Annotated in this window: 19 protein-coding genes; 6 read left to right on the forward strand and 13 right to left on the reverse strand. The window is 75.4% G+C overall.

Annotated features, from left to right (window positions below; all coding sequences use genetic code 11):
- Positions 1-14 precede the first annotated feature (14 nt).
- Positions 15-755: an alpha/beta fold hydrolase gene (locus AB0442_RS19970; RefSeq protein ID WP_366164271.1), complete on the reverse strand. Its 741-nt coding sequence runs from the start codon at positions 753-755 to the stop codon at positions 15-17.
- A 92-nt stretch (positions 756-847) separates the two neighbouring features.
- Between AB0442_RS19970 and AB0442_RS19975 the strand changes: the two genes are divergently transcribed.
- Complete coding sequence (locus tag AB0442_RS19975; protein ID WP_366164272.1) at positions 848-1,453, forward strand: TIGR03086 family metal-binding protein; 606 nt, start codon at positions 848-850, stop codon at positions 1,451-1,453.
- A gap of 33 nt (positions 1,454-1,486) precedes the next feature.
- Here the strand turns inward: AB0442_RS19975 and AB0442_RS19980 are convergent, their stop codons facing one another.
- Positions 1,487-1,876, reverse strand: a complete 390-nt coding sequence (locus AB0442_RS19980) for an SCO5389 family protein (protein ID WP_344624290.1) — start codon at positions 1,874-1,876, stop codon at positions 1,487-1,489.
- A 190-nt stretch (positions 1,877-2,066) separates the two neighbouring features.
- On the opposite strand from AB0442_RS19980, the gene AB0442_RS19985 reads away from it, so the two are divergent.
- Positions 2,067-2,333, forward strand: a complete 267-nt coding sequence (locus AB0442_RS19985) for a DUF2630 family protein (protein ID WP_344624289.1) — start codon at positions 2,067-2,069, stop codon at positions 2,331-2,333.
- A 30-nt stretch (positions 2,334-2,363) separates the two neighbouring features.
- Here the strand turns inward: AB0442_RS19985 and AB0442_RS19990 are convergent, their stop codons facing one another.
- The 4 genes from AB0442_RS19990 to AB0442_RS20005 form a co-directional block, all read right to left on the reverse strand.
- Positions 2,364-2,909: a ferritin-like domain-containing protein gene (locus tag AB0442_RS19990; RefSeq protein ID WP_344624288.1), complete on the reverse strand. Its 546-nt coding sequence runs from the start codon at positions 2,907-2,909 to the stop codon at positions 2,364-2,366.
- Positions 2,910-3,019: 110 nt separating this feature from the next.
- The gene (locus AB0442_RS19995) at positions 3,020-3,802 is read right to left on the reverse strand and encodes an SGNH/GDSL hydrolase family protein (protein ID WP_366164273.1); all 783 of its coding nucleotides are present in this window, start codon (positions 3,800-3,802) and stop codon (positions 3,020-3,022) included.
- Between the two features lie 123 nt (positions 3,803-3,925).
- Positions 3,926-4,765 carry an alpha/beta fold hydrolase gene (locus AB0442_RS20000; protein WP_366164274.1) on the reverse strand — a complete coding sequence of 280 codons (840 nt, stop codon included), beginning with the start codon at positions 4,763-4,765 and terminating at the stop codon, positions 3,926-3,928.
- Between the two features lie 134 nt (positions 4,766-4,899).
- Entirely contained in the window at positions 4,900-5,814 is a 915-nt protein-coding gene (locus tag AB0442_RS20005) for a DUF2797 domain-containing protein (protein ID WP_366164275.1), read from the reverse strand.
- Between the two features lie 155 nt (positions 5,815-5,969).
- Between AB0442_RS20005 and AB0442_RS20010 the strand changes: the two genes are divergently transcribed.
- Positions 5,970-6,329 (forward strand): UBP-type zinc finger domain-containing protein, encoded by a 360-nt coding sequence (locus tag AB0442_RS20010; RefSeq protein WP_366164276.1) that lies wholly within the window; start codon positions 5,970-5,972, stop codon positions 6,327-6,329.
- Between the two features lie 25 nt (positions 6,330-6,354).
- Here AB0442_RS20010 and AB0442_RS20015 read toward each other — a convergent pair whose 3' ends face one another.
- Positions 6,355-7,002 carry a LysE family translocator gene (locus tag AB0442_RS20015; RefSeq protein WP_366164277.1) on the reverse strand — a complete coding sequence of 216 codons (648 nt, stop codon included), beginning with the start codon at positions 7,000-7,002 and terminating at the stop codon, positions 6,355-6,357.
- Between the two features lie 11 nt (positions 7,003-7,013).
- A complete protein-coding gene (locus tag AB0442_RS20020; RefSeq protein ID WP_366164305.1) occupies positions 7,014-7,454 on the reverse strand; it encodes a MarR family winged helix-turn-helix transcriptional regulator in 441 nt (146 codons plus the stop codon).
- Positions 7,455-7,602: 148 nt separating this feature from the next.
- Between AB0442_RS20020 and AB0442_RS20025 the strand changes: the two genes are divergently transcribed.
- Positions 7,603-9,072 carry an MFS transporter gene (locus tag AB0442_RS20025; protein ID WP_366164278.1) on the forward strand — a complete coding sequence of 490 codons (1,470 nt, stop codon included), beginning with the start codon at positions 7,603-7,605 and terminating at the stop codon, positions 9,070-9,072.
- Positions 9,073-9,168: 96 nt separating this feature from the next.
- On the opposite strand, the gene AB0442_RS20030 is transcribed toward AB0442_RS20025, so the two are convergent.
- The 4 genes from AB0442_RS20030 to AB0442_RS20045 all read right to left on the reverse strand — a co-directional run bounded on the left by AB0442_RS20030 (position 9,169) and on the right by AB0442_RS20045 (position 12,718).
- On the reverse strand, positions 9,169-10,359 hold the full coding sequence (locus tag AB0442_RS20030; RefSeq protein ID WP_366164279.1) for a globin domain-containing protein: 1,191 nt from the start codon (positions 10,357-10,359) through the stop codon (positions 9,169-9,171).
- A gap of 76 nt (positions 10,360-10,435) precedes the next feature.
- On the reverse strand, positions 10,436-10,879 hold the full coding sequence (locus tag AB0442_RS20035) for an Rrf2 family transcriptional regulator (RefSeq protein ID WP_366164280.1): 444 nt from the start codon (positions 10,877-10,879) through the stop codon (positions 10,436-10,438).
- A 50-nt stretch (positions 10,880-10,929) separates the two neighbouring features.
- The gene (locus AB0442_RS20040; protein WP_366164281.1) at positions 10,930-11,997 is read right to left on the reverse strand and encodes a 2-dehydropantoate 2-reductase; all 1,068 of its coding nucleotides are present in this window, start codon (positions 11,995-11,997) and stop codon (positions 10,930-10,932) included.
- A gap of 130 nt (positions 11,998-12,127) precedes the next feature.
- On the reverse strand, positions 12,128-12,718 hold the full coding sequence (locus AB0442_RS20045; protein WP_366164282.1) for a TetR/AcrR family transcriptional regulator: 591 nt from the start codon (positions 12,716-12,718) through the stop codon (positions 12,128-12,130).
- A gap of 190 nt (positions 12,719-12,908) precedes the next feature.
- Between AB0442_RS20045 and AB0442_RS20050 the strand changes: the two genes are divergently transcribed.
- Positions 12,909-14,327, forward strand: a complete 1,419-nt coding sequence (locus tag AB0442_RS20050) for an aldehyde dehydrogenase family protein (protein ID WP_366164283.1) — start codon at positions 12,909-12,911, stop codon at positions 14,325-14,327.
- 81 nt (positions 14,328-14,408) lie between these two features.
- A complete protein-coding gene (locus AB0442_RS20055) occupies positions 14,409-15,494 on the forward strand; it encodes a Zn-dependent alcohol dehydrogenase (RefSeq protein ID WP_366164306.1) in 1,086 nt (361 codons plus the stop codon).
- 70 nt (positions 15,495-15,564) lie between these two features.
- Here AB0442_RS20055 and efeU read toward each other — a convergent pair whose 3' ends face one another.
- Complete coding sequence (gene efeU / locus AB0442_RS20060; RefSeq protein WP_366164284.1) at positions 15,565-16,416, reverse strand: iron uptake transporter permease EfeU; 852 nt, start codon at positions 16,414-16,416, stop codon at positions 15,565-15,567.
- Between the last annotated feature and the right edge of the window lie 14 nt (positions 16,417-16,430).

Genomic DNA, 16,430 nt, shown 5'->3' on the forward strand with positions numbered 1-16,430 from the left:
CGGTGAGGAGGCCATCATGCCGGGTGGGCGGCCCCGTCGAGCAGCGCGGCGACGAACCGCCGCCGCGGCACGGGGTGTTCGCCGAACCACCGGCCGAGCCGGTGGACGGCGTCCGGCAGTTCCAGCCGCCGGTGGTCGGACCGCGCCGCCAGTGCCCGCCCGACCGCCGCGGTCACCTCGACGGGGATCACCTCGTCGCGGCCGGGCACGGCCAGCACCGATCGCCCGCCGAAGCACTCCAGTGCGGTCAGCGCCGCCGAGTCCCGCCAACCGCCGGGCCGCCTGATGATCCCGGTGAAGCCCGCGCCGAAGGGCACCGGCCAGGCCTCCCGCGCGTACACCGCCGGGGCGCACAGCCCGACGGCCCGGACCCGCGGCCCGTACCGCGCCGTCAGGTCGGCGACCGTCTGCCCGCTCATGCTGAATCCGACCAGCACCAGCCCCTCGCCGCCGGCGTGCCGGTCGATCAGGGCGGCGGCCTGCCGCAGCCGGCGCTCCAGCGACAGGTCCGCGAGTCGTCCGGAACTCGCGCCGTGCCCGGAGAAGTCCAGGGCGAGGGCGCGGCAACCCCGTGCGGCGAGGTCGCCGAGCAGCGGCAGCAGGGGGCCGCTGTCGCTGTCGCCCGCGCCGTGCAGCGCGACGGCGGTGAGCCCGTTCGGGGCGTCGGGTGCGAGGGCGACGGCGGCGAGCCGCTCGCCGTCGGCGTCGACCGGGAACCGTCGGGGCCGGCGGCCCTCGGAGGGGAGGCGTTCCACGGACCGGGCGACGTCCGGAGCGGCCGGGCGGTTCCTCCGGGGTGCCGTTCCTCCGGGGTGCCGGGCCGGCCGATCGGGTGAAGGGTGGAGGCATGGCAGAGCAACCGGAAGCCGTGCTGAAGCTGTTCGCCGACGCGCAGGACACCTTCGGCCGGCACGTGCGCAGGGCCGCCGCCCACGACGCCTGGGAGGCGCCGACGCCCTGCACCGAGTGGACCGTCCGCGACCTGGTCGGCCACCTCACCTCCGAGCACCTGTGGGTGCCGCCGCTGCTGGCGGGCCGCACGGTCGCGGAAGTCGGCGACCGCTTCGACGGCGACGTGCTCGGCGACGACCCGGTGGCGGCCTGGACGGCCGCCGCCGAGGCGTCCCGCGCCGCCTTCGACGCCTCCGGCGCGCTGGGGCGGACCGTCTCGCTCTCGTACGGCGACCGCCCCGCCGAGGGCTACTGCCGGGAGATGACGGTCGACGCGATCATCCACGCCTGGGACCTGGCCGTCGGGGTCGGCGCCGACCTCGCCATGGACCGGGCGGCCGCCGGGTTCGCGCTCGCCGAGCTCGAGGCGTACGGCGGCGACCTCTCCTCCTCCGGGGTGTTCGGCCCGGCCGTGCCGGTGCCCGAGGACGCCGACACGCAGGCCAGGCTGCTCGGCCTCGCCGGCCGCGACCCGGCCGACCCGCTGCACACGGGCGGCTGACCGGGTGCGGCCGGCGCCGCCGGCCCGCGGCGGTCAGCAGCTGCGCAGACCGGGCACCTGGTTGAGCAGCTGTGCTCGCGCCGAGGTGAACCGGGCGTACGCCTCCGTCCGCTCGGCGCCGGGGCGGAAGACCGCCACCCGGTGGCAGTTCTGGAAGGCGATCCGCACGCCGAAGTGCCGCTCCAGGCTGCCGCGGATGGCGTCACTGGCCATGGCGCGCAGCAGCTGCCCGCGCTCCTCGTCCGTCGGTGCGGTGGTGTTGTCGGCGAACTCGGCGGGGGAGTCCTGCAGTTCGCCGCTGAGCTCGGCGACCGTGCGGTAGGCGTACGGCAGGGAGGTGCGGACGGTCTCGACGAACTCCGCCTCCTCCACCTCGCCGTGCTCGGCCTTCTCCAGCAGGGCGGCGGGGACGTTCAGGGACATGCGGGTGCTCCTCGGCTGTGCGGGGTCGGTCGGGGACGGTGGTTCGCCCGATTCTGAAAGTGAAATTCATTTCCAGCAAGCGTCATCCTGAACACCGCTTGACGGACTGTCAAGCCGCCGCTGCGCCGAACGGGTGCCGGGTCGCGCCGCACACCGGCCGTTCCTAGGCTGGGGGCGAGGAGGTGTCCCGGTGGACGAGCACACGAGTGGCGGCACCGATCGGCGGATCCTGGACCGGATCGGTGAGATGGTCGCGGCCGAACGCGAGCTGCGGACGATGCTGGCCGAAGGACGGATCGACCCGGCCAGCGAGCGGCAGCGGCTGCGCGAGCTGGAGGCGGAGCTCGACCAGTGCTGGGACCTGCTCCGGCAGCGTCGGGCACGGGTCGACGCGGGGGACGACCCCGATCTCGCCGCGGTGCGCAGCATCGAGGAGGTCGAGCGGTACGAGTCCTGAACCCGGGGGCGCTCCGGAGCCCCTGGCCGGTCAGCCGCCGCGGGTGCGGAGCAGGTCCTCCAGCGCCGCGGCGTTGCGCCGCACGTCCGCGGCGAGGGTGTGCAGCAGGTCGCGGCTGTCGGGGTCGCGGTCGCCGAACCAGTCGGCGATCTCCCGGTAGGTCGCGAGGACGATCCGCTCGGCCCGCAGGTTGCGGTCGAGGGTGGCGGTCAGCGCGGCGTCCGCGGGCACCGAGTAGTCGGTGTGGGCGCGCTGCGCCAGGGTGTCCGGGTCGAAGTTGGGGCGCCCGCCCAGTGCGGTGATCCGCTCGGCCACCGCGACGGCGTGCCGCATGCCCTGCTCGGCGTGCGCGGTCAGCAGCGCGGCCGCCCGGCCGGACTCGGGGCCCCCGCCGGCGGCGGCCAGGGCGTCCCGGGTGTAGCGGAGCCAGCCGACCACCTCGGTGGCGATCACGTCGTTGAGCACGCTGACGGCCCGCTCCTCGTCCAGGTGCGGCGCGGTTCCGGGCTCGGTGGCCATCGTGCGCAGCGCCTCGCGGCTGATGCGGGTCACGTCGACGGCGAAGCTGTCGGCCATGGCGGTGCCTCCTGTGCGCGGGCGGTCCGTCACGACCGACGGTATGCCGGACGCCCGCGGAGGGAAACCGGGGCCGGCCCCGTGCGGGGCCGGCCCCGGTCGCCGGGTGCTCAGAGCGGCAGCAGCTCGGGGCGCTTGGCCTCGACGTGGTCGCCCGAGGACTCGCCGCGCAGGCGGCGGCCGACCCACGGGATCAGGTACGTCCGGGCCCACGCCAGGTTCTCGCGGCGCTGCTCGGCCGGGGTGGGCTCGGGGCGGTGCGGCCAGGGCGCCTCCGGGTCCTGCTCGACCGGCAGCCCGAGCGAGCGGGCGGCCAGCAGGGCGACCCGCTGGTGGCCCTCGGGCGAGAGGTGCAGCCGGTCCTCGCTCCAGGCCCGGCGGTCGTGCACCGCGCGCAGCGACCACAGGTCGGCGACCGCGCAGCCGTTGCGGTCGGCGATCGCCCGCATGTGGCCGTTGTACGTGGCGATCTTGCCGCGCAGGTGGCGCAGCACCGGCACGGTGCGGGTGTCGAAGCCGGTGCACACCAGTACCGTCCCGGCGCTCTCACGGAGCTGTAGGACGGCCGACTCGAACCGCTCGGCGACCTCGTCCGGGTCGCTGCCCGGGCGCAGGATGTCGTTGCCGCCCGCGCAGAAGGTCACCAGGTCCGGCGCGATCCGCCGGACCTCGGGCACCTGCTCGGCGGCGATCTGGTCGAGCAGACGGCCGCGGACGGCGAGGTTGGCGTACCGGAAGTCGCCGTCCGGCCGGCGGTCGGCGAGCATCCCGGCGAGCCGGTCGGCCCAGCCGGCGTAACGGCCGTCGGGACCGGGGTCGTTCAGGCCCTCGGTGAAGCTATCGCCGAGGGCGACGTAGGAAGTGGGGTCAAAGGTCTCCAGCGGATCAGGCATGGTGCCGATGGTTCACCCTCTGAAGTGACCTACGCCACCGTAGGTGGCCCGTTGCAGAGCGTGATCTCCGCCACCCCCCGCGACCGGGCGTGCCACCCGGCCGTCGGGGACGCCTCCGGGAGCTCAGGCCGCGGCCGCGCAGCCGTCCAGGATCACCCGGCCGACCAGCTCCGGATCGTCGCTCATCGGCACGTGCCCGCAGCCCGGCAGCCGCACCAGGCGGGCGCCGGGGATCTCGTGCAGCGCCCGCAGGCCCTGGCGGCGGACGAGCAGCCGGTCCCGGGTGCCCCAGGCGATGGTCACCGGCACGCCCGGCACGTCCCCGGTGAAGCGGACGCCGCGGCCCGCGGCCAGCGTCGGCGCGAAACCGGTCGCCTCGCGCAGCGCCCTCGTCTCGCCGATCGCGCCCTCGGGCGAGCGCCGGCCCGGCCGGGCGTAGATGCTGCTGACCAGCAGGGCGCGGCCCGCGGCGGAGCGCGCCAGCCGTTCGACCGCGGGCCGCGGCAGCGTCCGGGCGCCGAGGCGCATCCCGGCCAGCACGGCGAAGGCGTAGCGGCGCTCCGGCTCCGTCCAGAAACCCGCGGGGGAGAGGGCGGTGACCGAGCGGGCGAGTCCGGCCCGGCCGAGGCCGAGTGCGAGCAGGCCGCCGAGCGAGTTCCCCGCCACGTGCGGACGCTCGATCCCGAGCGCGGCGCAGAACGCTCCGACGGTCGGGACGGCGGCCTCCAGGCCGTACGGGACGCCGTCCGGGAGCGCCGGCGAGGTGCCGAAGCCCGGCAGGTCGACGGCGACCACCTCGTGCCGGGCGGCGAGTGCGGGCAGCACCGGGCCCCAGGCCTGCCAGTGGTGGCCGATGCCGTGCAGCAGCAGGAGCGGGCTGCCGGAGCCCTCCCGGTGGTAGCGCACCGTCGCCGTGCGCGGGCCGTACGGGGAGGGCAGGGCGAAGGTGACCTCGGCGGACATGCGGACGCTCCTCTGTGGGACGGAATGTCAGCAAGAATTACCGACCGGTAGCAAACCCGCAAGGGATCCGCCGGATCCGCCGTGCCCGATCCCTCGGGAGCCGGGCCCGAAACCCTCGGGGCCGGGCCGACCCCTCAGAACAGCGCCGGCTGGGCGTCCGGGGCCGGCGGCCGCCGGTGCGCGCGCACCTCCACCCCCGAGCAGGGCCCCGACGGAGCCGGCGACAGCCCCCAGCCCGTCAGCCGCCGGGCGTCCAGCAGCAGCGGCTCACCGCCGTCCGGCTGCTCCAGGAACAGCTGCCGTCCGATCGGCGCCCGCAGCGTGCCGCCGACGGTGGCGCCGTCCGCCACCGCCACCACCTCGCGGTACACCCGCGGCGGACCGTCCACCAGCCCGAACAGGCCGACCTGGTCCACCACCTCGCCCGCCGGGAACAGCTCCACCGGATGCCCGGCGAGCAGGCCGGTCACCGCCGCCCGGAGCTCGGCCACCCGCGCCGCCCGCTCCGCAGGACCGGGCAGGTGCCACCACTGCTCCGCCTTCGCCCGGACCCCGAACCGCTCGCGCGCCAGCCCCGCCCCGGACACCGTCAACTCCGCCCGGCGCACCGCCGGCAGCGGACCGCGGGCCACCACGGTGAACACCGGAGCCCCCTGCTCCTGCAACCGGGCCCGGCCGCGCTGCTCCGCCGTCAGCCCCACCTTGGCCAGGTCGCCGCCGAACCAGGCCAGGTACAGCAGGTACGTCCGGCCGTCGTCGAGGATCCTGTCCCGCGCGAGCGCCAGCCCGCGGTCGACCGCCTGGCACGGCGGGCAGAGCACCGCGCCGCCGTTCGGATCGATCTCGGCACGGTGCGGGCACGGCCGCTGCTCCGTCTCGCCGACCAGCCACGGGCCCGAGCAGTACCGCGGGCCGTGCAGCCGCCAGCTCACCGCCGTGCCCGCGGCGACCACCCGCTCGTGGTGCCGGCCGCCGCGCACCGCACCGAGCACCGGCTGCCCGTCCCGCCAGTGCAGCCCCGTACAGCGCCACCCCGCCTGCCCGTCCACCGCGCACCCTCCTCGTCGCCGCCGCCCCCATCCCACCAGACGCCACTGACAGGCCGGGACGGTTCCGCACCCCCCGCAGCCACCCCGCTGCAGGGGCCGGTGCGCGGGCGTACGGTCTAAGGCGCGGGGGAGGGCGAGCCGAAGGAGACGGCGGCATGGCGGAGCAGCGGATTTCCGGGATCGACCCGTCGGCGGTGCCGAGCGGCGAGGGGTGCGCCGAGTGCCTGGCCGGGCAGGACGCCGGCTGGTGGCTGCACCTGCGGCGGTGTGCCGAGTGCGGGCACATCGGGTGCTGCGACTCCTCGCCGTCCCAGCACGCCACCCGGCACGCCCGGGAGAGCGGACACCCGTTCATCACCAGCTTCGAGCCGGGTGAGGACTGGTTCTGGAACACCGAGACCGGCGAGTACTACAGCGGGCCGGACCTGGCGCCGCCGCTGTCCCGGCCGGAGGCGCAGGCCTCGCCGGGCCCGTCCGACAAGGTGCCCGCGGACTGGCGGAGCAGGCTGCACTGACGGCCGGCGGACCGAAGCGGACGCCTCAGTCGCCGAGGGCGAGCCGCAGGCCGAACAGGGCCACCACACCGCCGGTGATCCGGTCGAGGACGCGCTTGGCGGTCGGCCCGGCGAGCCAGCGGCGGACGACCCGGGCGAAGCCCACCAGCACCGCGGACCAGAGCGTGCCGAGCACGATGTGCTCGCAGGTGAGCAGCGTGCCGAAGGCCAGGTGCGGGGCGCCGGGCGGAACGAACTGCGGCAGCAGCGCCATGTAGAAGACGCCGACCTTGGGGTTCAGCAGGTTGGTGAGCGCCCCGCGCCGCCAGCCGGCGCCGAAGGCGTCGCGCTCGCCGGTCTCCGCCGGGTCCGCGGCGCCGGCGGTGTCGCCCGCGGGCTCGCGCCGCCAGGAGTCGCGGATCATGCGGCCGCCCATCCACAGCAGGTAGGCCGCACCGGCCCAGCGCAGCAGCTCGTACGCGAGGTGGGAGGCGGTCAGCACCGCCGTGGCGCCGGCGGAGGCGAGGATGCCCCAGGCGAGGGTGCCGGTCTGGATGCCGAGGACGACGCCCCAGGCGCGGCGGCGGCGGCCGAGGACGGCGGTGCGCAGGATGAGGGCGGTGTCGAGGCCGGGGGTGAGCGTCAGCAGGCCGACCAGGAGGGCGAAGGACCAGAGGGCGGTGGCGTTGTCCATGCCCGGTGAGCCTATCGGTCGGCCGTTCCCCGGTCGCCGGGGCGGGGCCAGCTGCGGCCCTCCTTGCCCTCGATGCTGCGGTTGAGCCGGGTGAGCAGCCGGGCGAGGGCGGCGACCTCGTCCTGCGGCCAGTCCGCCAGGACGGAGGCCAGGCCGTTGAGCGACCACTCGCGGTCGTGGTGCAGCCGGCGCAGCCCCTCCCCGGTGATGCGCAGTTTGCGGGCGATGCCGCCGGCCGGGTCGGGGATGCGCTCGACGAGGTTCTGACGGAGCATCGCGGCGGTCTGCCGGTTGACCGTGGAGGTGTCCAGGTTGAAGGCCTCGGCGAGTTGACCGATGGTCATCGGCCCCTCGGCCTCGATCCGGCTGAGCAGGGTGTACGCGCTGCGCTCCAGGCGGCCGCCGGGGTCGGCGCGCAGCGAGCCCATCGCCTGGTGGCGACCGATCAGCATCAGTTCGCGTTCGAGGTCGCCGAGCTCCTCGTGCACAACGTCCTCCTCCTCGCTCCGTCGCCGGTGATCGTCGGGTTCCAGTCAATCCTATGTGCATGATGCATATCGTGTGTACGATGCATATCGCACTCCCGTGACTGGAGCCACCTTGAGCACACCCCCCACCGCGCGCAGCGGCGGCGCGATCATCGGCGTCCTCGCCGGCGCCGGCATCGCCGTCTCGCTGATGAACACGCTCGTCGTCCCGCTCATCCCCGACCTGCCGGAACTGCTGGCCACCACACCCGCGAACGCCTCCTGGGCGATCACCGCCACCCTGCTCGCCGGCGCCGTCGCCACCCCCGTGTTCGGCCGGCTCGGCGACATGTACGGCAAGCGCCGCGTCCTGCTCGCCAGCCTCGCCCTGATGGTGATCGGCTCCCTCGTCCCGGCGCTCGCCGGCGGCCTCGTCCCCATGGTCGTCGGCCGCGCCCTGCAGGGCTGCGCCGCCGCCGTCATCCCGCTCGGCATCAGCATCATGCGCGACGAACTGCCGCCGCAGCGGATGGGCTCGGCGATGGCCCTGGTCAGCTCCTCGCTCGGCATCGGCGGCGCACTCGGCCTGCCGCTCGCCGCCGTCGTCGCCCAGCACGCCGACTGGCACGTGCTGTTCTGGGCCTCCGCCGCGATCGGCGCGCTGGTGATCGCCCTGGTCGTGGCCCTCGTGCCGGAGTCCCCGGTGCGCTCCGGCGGCCGCTTCGACCTGGTCGGCGCCGTCGGCCTCTCCGCCGGACTGCTCAGCCTGCTGCTGGCCGTCTCCAAGGGCGGCGACTGGGGCTGGGCGAGCGGCACCACCCTCGGCCTGTTCGGCACCGCCGCCGCGGTGCTGCTGCTGTGGGGCGTGTGGGAACTGCGCACCGGCAGCCCGCTGGTCGACCTGCGCACCACCGCCCGCCGCCAGGTGCTGATGACCAACCTCGCCTCGGTGGTGACCGGCTTCGCGATGTACGCGATGTCGCTGATCGTCCCCCAGCTGCTGCAGCTGCCCGAGGGGACGGGTTACGGCCTCGGCCGCTCGATGGTGGTCGCGGGCCTGTGCATGGCCCCGTCCGGCCTGGTGATGATGGCCGTCTCGCCGTTCTCCGCACGGATCTCGGCGGCCCGCGGCCCCAAGGTCTCGCTGCTGATCGGCTCGCTGGTGATCGCGGCCGGCTACGCGCTCTCGCTCGGGCTGACCCACCACGTCTGGGGCATGGTGCTCTTCTCCTGCGTGATCGGTGCGGGCGTGGCCTTCGCCTACGCCGCGATGCCCGCGCTGATCATGTCGGCCGTGCCCGCCTCGGAGACCGCCGCCGCCAACGGCCTGAACAGCCTGATGCGGTCGATCGGCACCTCGACCTCCGCCGCGGTGGTCGGTGTGGTGCTCTCGCACATGACGGTGACGACGGGCCCGGTCCAGCTGCCCTCCGAGAACGGCTTCCGGACGGGCCTGGCGATCGGCCTGGGCACCGCCGTCCTCGCCGCCCTGGTCACCCTCGCCGTGCCCGGCCGGCCCGGGCGGGCCGGGCCGAGCGGGGCGACCGCTCCGGCCGTGGACGCGCAGCAGGACGAGGCCGCCGCACCCGCCGCGCAGGCCTGAGGGCGACCGGCCGCGCGGCCGGTGCGCCGCGGGCCGGCATCCCTGCTGGAGGGATGCCGGCCCGCGGCGTGAGGAGCTGCGGGGGGTGAGGGGGCGTCAGGCCTCCGCGCCCAGCCACAGGTCGGGGCCGAAGACCTCGTAGTGGACGTCGGCCGGGCGGACGCCCGCCGCGATCAGCTGCCCGCGGACGGAGCGCAGGAAGGGCAGCGGGCCGCACAGGTAGGCGGTGGTGCCGGCCGGGACCTCCACGCCGGCCAGGTCCACCAGGCCGGTGCGCTCGGCGGGCCATTCGCCGGCCGGCTGCTCGTAGAAGACGTGCGCCTCGGCGTCCGCGAGCTTGGCGGTGAGCTGCTGCAGGTCCGCGCGGAAGGCGTGGGCGAGCTGGTCGCGGTCGCCGTGCACCGAGATCACCCGCCGGGTGCTGCCGGTGGCCGCGAGGTGCGAGAGCATCCCGATCATCGGGGTGCAGCCGATGCCCGCGGAGGCCAGCAGCACCGGGCCGTCGCCCTCGGCCAGCGTCACGTCGCCGAACGGCGGGCTCAGCAGCAGGGTCGCGCCGGCTCCGACGTGCGCGTGCAGGTGGTTGGAGACCTCGCCGTCCGGGGTGCCCGCCACCCGCTTGACCGAGAACTGCAGGGCGCCGTCCGGCTGTCCCGAGAGGCTGTACTGGCGGATCTGGTGGGCGCCGTCCGGCAGTTCGACCTGCGCCGAGACGTACTGGCCCGGGGTGGTGGCCGGCAGCGGGCCGCCGTCGGCGGGCCGCACCAGGAAGGTCGCCACGTCGTCGGTCTCCAGCAGCCGCGCGACCACGGTGTACGGGCGCCACAGCGCCTCCGGTCCGGTGCCGGCCCCGGTGTACAGGCCCTTCTCCAGCGCGATCAGCGCGTTGGCCATCAGCCAGTACACCTCGTCCCAGGCCGCCGCGACCTCCGGGGTCACCGCCTCGCCGAGCACCTCGACGATCGCCGCGAACAGGTGCTCGTGGACGACCGGGTACTGCTCCGGCGCGACGCCCAGCGAGGCGTGCTTGTGGGCGATCCGGGCGAGCATCGCGTCCGGCCGCTGCTCGGGGTGGGCGACCAGGGCGGTGGCGAACGCCGCGATCGAGCCGGCCAGCGCCTGCCGCTGGGTGCCGTTGGCCTGGTTGCCGCGGTTGAACAGGTCGCGCAGCAGCTCCGGGTGGGCCTCGAACAGCCGCTCGTAGAAGCGTGCGGTGATGTCGCCGACGGCGGCGCCGACGACCGGCAGGGTGGCTTCGACGACCGGGGCGTTCTGCGGGGACAGCATGGACGGCTCCTTAATCGGTATTTGATCTTCGTATTTTGCGGGACGGGAACGGGCGGGCCGTGCCCGGTGGAACGGATCAGTCCGGCGGGCGGACGGAGAGGCCCAGCAGGACCGGGCCGGTCGGGGACGCGACCAGGTCCTCGACCGAGAGCGGGTCGAGCACCGCGAAGAACGCCTCCTGGGCCTGACGGAGCACCCCGCGGAGCCGGCACGACGACCGGAGCGGACACGGCGGGTCGTCCTCGCACCCCACCACGTCGCCGATCCCCTCCAGTTCGCGCAGCAGGGCGCCGAGCGAACCGGTGCGGCCGGCCGGGGTGAGTGCCAGGCCGCCGCTGCGGCCCCGGCGCGCCTCCACCACACCGAGGTGCTGAAGCCTGCTCACCACCTTGGCCGCGTGGGTGTAGGGAACCTCCATCGCCGCCGCGACCTCACGGGTGGTCGGGTTGGACGCCTCGTCCAGCACGGCCAGCCGCATGGCGATGCGGAGTGCGATGTCGGTGCCCTTCGTCAGCCTCACATCCGGAAGACTATCTAATGCGAATCTCGGATTCGTCTTTGGGGTCCCCGTTATCGCGTTCCCGCAGGTCGGGCGGCCTGTAGCTCCGCCAGCAGCTCGACGCCCGCCCACACCCGCGCCCTGCCCGGCCCGGCCTGCTCCGCCTCCCGGACGAGCTCGATCAGCCGGGCGTTGGCCGGCGCCGCCAGGCCGTGCCGCCCGGCCATCGCCACCACCTCGCCCTGCAGGCTGTCGATCTCCGTCCGGCGGCCCCGCTGCAGGTCCTCCCAGGTGGACGACCGGGCCTCGGCGTCCACCTTCAGCGTCGCCGCCGCCAGCCGCCGGAACACGCCGTCGGGCAGGGCGAGCAGTCGGGGCATCAGTGCGGTCGGCAGGGCGCCCAACCGGGCCGGGTGCACGCCCTCCGCCCGCATCGCCGCCAGCGCCTCCCGCTGACACAGCGCCAGGCAGCGGCGGAACGCCCGCTGCCCGAGCTCCTCGCGCAGCGGCACGCCGGCGAGTGCGTTCACGGCGTTGTTCAGGTTCATCAGCAGCTTGCCGTGCTGCACCTCGCGCATGTCGGCGCGGCGCTCCACCGTCAGACCGGCCGCCGCGGCCGCCCCGGCGAGCGGGGCACCGGCCGGCTGGTCGTCGATCATCAGCGCCCCGCCCGAGCCCTGGTGGAAGGTGCCCGGCGCGGTCTGCAGCACGTTGTACGGGACCATGCCGGCCACCACCGGGTGGTCCGCACCGACGGCCGACCTGATCAGCGCCGGATTGTGCAGCCCGTTCTGGAAGCTGACCAGGGGGGCGCCCGGAGCGAGCACCCCCGCGACGGAGGCGGCGGCCTCCGCGGTCGCGGCCGACTTCACCGTCACCAGCACGAGGTCGGCGCCCTCGGCGCCGGAGGGGTCGGTGGCCGTGCGCAGGCCCTCGGCGGGCACCCGGACGGTGGGGCGGCCGCCGCCGGTCAGGGTGAGGCCGTGCTCGCGCACCACCGCCATCCCGGCCGGACGGCCGATCAGGGTGACGTCGGCGACCTCGGCGAGCAGGCCGCCCAGGTGGCAGCCGATGCTGCCGGCGCCGAGCACGGCGATCCGCAGCCGCCCGGACGGCGGGGTGGGCGGGGTGGGCGTCACGGCAGTCATCCTCCGGCGGGGGAGCGGACGGTGTGCCGAGCACCCTAGGCGCTGGCCGCACCCACGGGAACCCGCAGGGGCACCCCCTGCGCGCCCCCGGGGTATCCGGTGATGCGCCCGTCGGGCTCGGTCAGGGGAGTGGGCCGAGGAGGTCGGTGGCGGTGGCGGTGATGCGGTCGCGGGTCTCGGCGCCGTCGAGGTAGCCGGCGACCATGGCGCCGTCGCGGAGGAGGAGCAGCGCCGCGGCCCCGCCGACCGGGTCGGGGTGGCCGCAGGCGGCGAGCAGGTCCGCGAGCGCGCCGCGGAACCAGCGGCGGTGGGCGGTGACCAGCTGCCGGACGGGGTGGTCGGCATCGGGGTACTCGGCGGCGGCGTTGATGAACGGGCAGCCGCGGAAGCCGGGCCCGCAGACCTCGTCGGCGAGGGCCGCCACCAGGACGGCGAGGGTGGCGCGCGGATCGGGCGATGCCGCCGCGGCCGCCGCGAGCCGTTCCCGGACGGCCCGGTCGCGTCGGTCGAGGTAGGCGAGGACGAGTTCGTCCTTGCCGGGGAAGTGCCGGTAGAAGGTGGCCTTGGTGACGCCGGCCTCGGCGATCAGCCGGTCGACGCCCACGGCCTGGACGCCCTCCGCGTAGAACAGTTCGGCGGCCGTGTCGAGCAGCCTCTCCCGGGCCTCGGACCTGCGGGAGGCCGCTGTGGCGGGGGCTGTTCGGGCGTTCATGCGGCCCAACCCTACAGGCGTGCGGGGGGCGCCACGGGGTGGTGGCCGTTCGCCCGGTGCCCGGGTGTGAGGGGGCGTCACCCGCGGTGCCGCGCCGTGCCGTACCGGGCCGTGCTCTTGCGCCGGAGGGCTACCCGCAAGTTAACTACCACTGCTAGTTAAATCCGGAGCGGACTCCGAGGAGCATCGGGTGGAGCACTACGCGGACCAGTACATCGGCGGCGGCTGGCGGCCCGCCGCCGGGCCGGACACCATCGTGGTGCTCAACCCGGCGACCGAGCAGCCCCTCGCCACCGTCCCGGCCGGCACCGCCGCCGAGGTCGACGCCGCGGTGGCCGCCGCCCGCGCGGCCGCACCCGGCTGGGCGGCGAGCAGCCGCGAGGAGCGGCTCGCCGCCCTGACCCGGCTGCGCGACGGCCTGGCCGCCCACCGCGCGGAGATCGCCGCCACCGTCACCGCCGAACTCGGCACCCCCGCGGGCTTCGCCGACGCCGTCCAGGCCGGCACCCCGATCGCGGTGGCCTCGGCCTACCTCGACGTCCTCGCCGACTACGCCTTCCACGAGAAGGTCGGCAACTCCACGGTGTACGCGGAGCCCGCCGGGGTGGTCGCCGCGATCACGCCCTGGAACTACCCGCTGCACCTGATCGTCGCCAAGGTCGTCCCGGCCCTCGCGGCGGGCTGCACGGTGGTGCTCAAGCCGTCCGAGGAGACCCCGCTGATCGCCCGGCTGTTCGCCCGGATCGTCGACGGCGCGGGCCTGCCGCCGGGCGTCTTCAACCTGGTGACCGGCCTCGGCACAGTGGTCGGCGCCGCGCTCGCCGCCCACCCCGGCGTGGACGTCGTCTCCTTCACCGGCTCCACCGCGGTCGGCCGCGCCATCGGCGAGAGCGCCGGACGCGGCATCAAGAAGGTCTCCCTGGAACTCGGCGGCAAGTCCGCGAGCGTCGTCCTGCCCGGCGCGGACCTGGCCCGCGCCGTCAACGTCAACCTGGCCAACGTCTTCGCCAACTCCGGCCAGACCTGCACCGCCTGGACGCGGCTGCTCGTCCACCGCGACCAGTACGAGGAGGCCCTGGCGATCGCCGCCGCCTCCGCCGCGAAGTACGCGCCCGGCGACCCGGCCGACCCGGCCACCCGGGTCGGACCGCTGGTCAGCGCCCGGCAGCGCGAGCGCGTCCTGGAGTACATCGACGGCGCGCTCGCCGCCGGCGCCAGGCTGGTCGCCGGCGGCCCCGGGGCCCCCGAGGGCCTGGACCGCGGCTACTACGTCCGCCCGACCGTCCTCGCCGACCTCCCCCCGGACGCCCGCGCGGTGCAGGAGGAGATCTTCGGCCCGGTGCTGGTGGTGCTGCCGTACGACGACGAGGAGCACGCCCTCGCGCTCGCCAACGGCACCGAGTACGGCCTCGCCGGCGCCGTGTGGGCGGGCGACGAGGAGAGTGCCGCCGCGTTCGCCCGCCGCATGGAGACCGGTCAGGTCGACATCAACGGCGGCCGCTTCAACCCGCTCGCCCCCTTCGGCGGCTGGAAGAACTCCGGCGTCGGCCGCGAACTCGGCCGGCACGGCCTGGAGGAGTTCCTGCAGACCAAGTCCCTGCAGTTCTGAGTCCCTGCAGTTCTGACCGCCGCCCGCCCCGCCCACCCGTCCCCGTCCGAACACGCCGAGAAGACCACCGAGGTGACCGCCATGGTCCGCGCCGCCGTCCTGCGCTCCGCCGGGGCCCCGCTCGAGATCGCCGACATCGACCTGCCGGACCCGGGACCGGGTCGGGTCCGCGTCCGCCTCGCCGCCGCCGGCGTCTGCCACTCCGACCTGTCGATCGGCCGCGGCATGCTCCGCGCCACCCTCCCGCTGGTCCTCGGCCACGAGGGGGCGGGCACCGTCGTCTCGGTCGGCGAGGACGTCACCGGGGTGGCGCCCGGCGACCCGGTCGTCCTCAACTGGGCCCCCGCCTGCCGCGCCTGCCCGGCCTGCGCGATCGGCGAGCCCTGGCTGTGCGACAACTCCGGCGCCGCGTCCACCGGCCACTACGCCACCCTCCCGGACGGAACCCCGCTCCACCCCGGCCTCGGCGTCGGCGCCTTCGCCGAGGAGACGGTCGTCGACCGGCGCGCCGTCCTGCCGCTGCCCGCCGACGTGCCGCTGGCCTCCGCCGCCCTGCTCGGCTGCGCCGTCCTCACCGGCTACGGGGCCGTGCACAGCGCGGCCAGGGTGCGGGTGGGGGAGTCGGTGGTGGTGTACGGGCTGGGCGGGATCGGCCTGGCGGTGCTGCAGGCCGCCCGCCTCGCCGGGGCCTCGCCGGTGGTCGCCGTCGACGTCTCCCCGGAGAAGGAGGAACTGGCCCGCCGGCACGGCGCCACCGAGTTCCTGCTCGCCGGCGACTCCACCCCGAAGGCCGTCCGGGAGCTCACCGGCGGCCGCGGCGCCGACCACGCCTTCGAGTGCGTCGGCCGCGGCGCGGCGATCCGCTCGGCCTGGTCCGCGACCCGCCGCGGCGGGCGGACGACCGTGGTCGGCATCGGCGGCAAGGAGGACACGGTCTCGTTCTCCGCCCTGGAGCTCTTCCACTACGCCCGCACCCTGACCGCCTGCGTGTACGGCAACTGCGACCCGGACGAGACGGTGCCGGTGCTCGCCGGGCACGTCCGCAGCGGCCGGCTCGACCTGGACGCACTGATCACCGACCGGATCTCCCTGGAGGGCATCCCGGCCGCCTTCGAACGGATGGCGGCGGGCCGCGGCGGCCGCTCCCTGGTGCTCTTCGACCACTGACACCGCCCGGTACGACGCGGAAGGTCCCGCACCCCGACGGGGTACGGGACCTTCACGGCGCCCGGGAGCCTCAGGCGGCGGGCTTCCCGGCCGTCGCGGGGGCCGGGGCCGGCTCGGGGGCCGGGGTGCCGGACTTCCGGAGGAAGAGGAAGAGGGTGGGCACCAGGTAGGCGGCCCAGACCGAGACCTGCAGCACCGTCGGGTCCGGCTGGAAGTTGAACACGCCCTTCAGCAGGGTGCCGTACCAGCTGTCCTTCGGAACGGTGCTGGAGATGTCGAATGCCTGGCTGGTCAGGCCCGGGATCCAGCCGGCCTCCTGCAGGTCGTGCACGCCGTAGGCGAGCACACCGGCCGCGACGACGACCAGCATTGCGCCCGTCCAGGTGAAGAACTTGGCGAGGTTGATCTTCAGCGCGCCGCGGTAGAACATCCAGCCCAGCACCACCGAGGTGAGCAGGCCGAGGACCGCGCCGACCAGCGGCCGCACGCCGTCGCTGGTCGCCTGGACGGCCGTCCAGATGAACAGCGCCGTCTCCAGGCCCTCCCGGCCGACGGCGAGGAAGGCCGTCACCACCAGGGCGAAGGTGCCCATCGCCAGCGCGGCGTCCAGCTTGCCGTGCAGTTCGGCCTTCAGATGCCGGGCGGTGCGGCGCATCCAGAAGACCATCCAGGTGACCAGGCCGACCGCGACGATCGACAGCGAGCCGCCGAGCGCCTCCTGCGCCTCGAAGCTGAGCTGCGTCGAGCCGTACTGCAGCACCGCGCCGAAGGCCATGCTCAGCACGACCGCCGCGGCGATACCCGCCCAGACGGGCGCGAGGCGGTCCCGGCGGCCGGTCTTGACCAGATAGGCGATCAGGATGCAGACCACGAGGCTGGCTTCGAGGCCTTCCCGCAGACCGATCAGGTAGTTGCCGAACACGAGGGACTCCCGGG

The sequence above is a fragment of the Kitasatospora sp. NPDC085895 genome, from assembly GCF_040702125.1.
Classification (GTDB): Bacteria; Actinomycetota; Actinomycetes; order Streptomycetales; family Streptomycetaceae; genus Kitasatospora; species Kitasatospora arboriphila.

What these genes read in the sequence shown, in the direction of transcription:
- AB0442_RS19975 (WP_366164272.1), top strand. Translation starts at nt 848, where the DNA reads ATGGCAGAGCAACCGGAAGCCGTGCTGAAGCTGTTCGCCGACGCGCAG.
- AB0442_RS20010 (WP_366164276.1), top strand. Translation starts at nt 5,970, where the DNA reads ATGGCGGAGCAGCGGATTTCCGGGATCGACCCGTCGGCGGTGCCGAGC.
- AB0442_RS20020 (WP_366164305.1), bottom strand. Translation starts at nt 7,454, where the DNA reads ATGCTGATCGGTCGCCACCAGGCGATGGGCTCGCTGCGCGCCGACCCC.
- AB0442_RS20045 (WP_366164282.1), bottom strand. Translation starts at nt 12,718, where the DNA reads ATGAACGCCCGAACAGCCCCCGCCACAGCGGCCTCCCGCAGGTCCGAG.
- AB0442_RS20030 (WP_366164279.1), bottom strand. Translation starts at nt 10,359, where the DNA reads ATGCTGTCCCCGCAGAACGCCCCGGTCGTCGAAGCCACCCTGCCGGTC.
- AB0442_RS19990 (WP_344624288.1), bottom strand. Translation starts at nt 2,909, where the DNA reads ATGGCCGACAGCTTCGCCGTCGACGTGACCCGCATCAGCCGCGAGGCG.
- AB0442_RS19995 (WP_366164273.1), bottom strand. Translation starts at nt 3,802, where the DNA reads ATGCCTGATCCGCTGGAGACCTTTGACCCCACTTCCTACGTCGCCCTC.
- AB0442_RS20000 (WP_366164274.1), bottom strand. Translation starts at nt 4,765, where the DNA reads ATGTCCGCCGAGGTCACCTTCGCCCTGCCCTCCCCGTACGGCCCGCGC.
- AB0442_RS20015 (WP_366164277.1), bottom strand. Translation starts at nt 7,002, where the DNA reads ATGGACAACGCCACCGCCCTCTGGTCCTTCGCCCTCCTGGTCGGCCTG.
- AB0442_RS20055 (WP_366164306.1), top strand. Translation starts at nt 14,409, where the DNA reads ATGGTCCGCGCCGCCGTCCTGCGCTCCGCCGGGGCCCCGCTCGAGATC.
- AB0442_RS19980 (WP_344624290.1), bottom strand. Translation starts at nt 1,876, where the DNA reads ATGTCCCTGAACGTCCCCGCCGCCCTGCTGGAGAAGGCCGAGCACGGC.